Here is a 1,334-nt window from a genome sequence, read left to right as displayed (position 1 = left end):
GTCAAGTCCCGAGTTTTGTTGAGGCTGAGCGTGTGTTCAATTCTCAGGCAGCAGAGGCGGCCGGCGATGGTGCGTAGTGGGCGGTCTCGACCTCGACCGGAGTCCGGTACTCGAGCATGCCGTGGACCCGTTCGGTATTGAACCAATGCACCCATTGCGCGGTGGCGGACTCGACGTCGTCCCGGCCAGTCCAGGGACCGTCGAGGAAAATCAATTCGGCCTTGTACAACGAGTTCAGCGCCTCCGCCATGGCATTGTCGTAGGAGTCGCCCTTGGACCCGACCGAGGCGACCGCCGCGGCCTGGTCCAGAGTCTGGGCGTAGCGCAGCGCTCGGTATTGCACGCCGCGATCGCTGTGATGCACCAGTCCGGTGACATCCTGACCGGCGCGTCGCCGTGCCCACAGTCCCATCCTCAACGCGTCGAGAGCCAGATCGGTGTACATCCGCGTCGAGGTCTGCCAGCCGACGATCATGCGGGAGAACACATCCAGGACGAACGCGACGTAGACCCATCCTGACTGGGTGCGCACATACGTCAGATCGGCGACCCACAATTGGTTCGGTGCGGTGGCCGTGAAGTCCCGTTCGACGAGGTCACGAGGCCGATCGGTTTCCGGTGCCGGCTTCGTCGTCCGTGGCCACTTCCCGCGCACGGTGCCGCGGACACCGAGTTCGCGGCAGAGTCGCTCGATGGTGCAGCGGGCCACGTCGTGGCCCTCCCGGTTCAGCTGGGCGTGGATCTTGCGGATCCCGTAGACCCGCATCCGTGGGTGGGAGTGGATGCGCATGATGTGTTCTTTGAGGACAGCGTCCCGGCGTGCACGGGCGCTGGGTTCGCGGCCGATGAAGGCGTAGTAGGTGCCCGGGGCGATCTTGACCTCCGTGTTCTCGGAAAGGACACGACAGATCGGTTCGATCCCCCAGCGGTGTTTGTGTTCGTCGATGAAGGCGACGATCACTTCAGTCGGCGGTCGAACTCCGCCTTCGCGAAAAACGCTGTGGCAGAGCGGAGAATCTCCATCGACTGCCGCAGTTCGCGGTTCTCCTTCTCGAGGCGGCGGATGCGCGCTTCGGCGTCGACGGGTTCGGTCGGGAGCTCGTCGTCTTCGGCCTTGCGCACCCAGGTCCGCAGGGCTTCCTTGTGGACGCCGGTCTGCTCGGCGATCCGGCTGATGGCGCCGGTGCGGGTGTCCGGGTCGCGGCGGGCTTCGACGGCGAGTCGCGTCGCTCGCTCACGGAGTTCCTGGGGGTACTTGTAGTTCGCCATGATGACTCTGGGGTGATCCTTCCGGGATATCTGGCTCACCCTCAATCAAACCAGGGACGATTCAA

General features: G+C 64.4%; 1 protein-coding gene and 1 other annotated feature. The gene reads right to left on the bottom strand.

What is annotated here, in order from left to right:
* Positions 1-43 precede the first annotated feature (43 nt).
* Positions 44-1,269 (bottom strand): IS3 family transposase gene (locus RZ1_RS29370; RefSeq protein WP_139282082.1). Its coding sequence is split into 2 segments (ribosomal slippage): positions 44-987 and positions 987-1,269, totalling 1,227 coding nucleotides; the frame shifts between segments, so codons are not numbered across the junction.
* Positions 866-1,000 (bottom strand) — a sequence feature (AL1L pseudoknot). (Overlaps the previous gene by 135 nt.)
* Positions 1,270-1,334: the final 65 nt, after the last annotated feature.

Source organism: Rhodococcus zopfii NBRC 100606 = JCM 9919, assembly GCF_001895025.1.
In the GTDB taxonomy this organism is placed as follows: domain Bacteria; phylum Actinomycetota; class Actinomycetes; order Mycobacteriales; family Mycobacteriaceae; genus Rhodococcus; species Rhodococcus zopfii.
The sequence above is the reverse complement of the archived record's forward strand: the minus strand, read 5'-3'. Positions and strand labels throughout refer to the sequence as shown.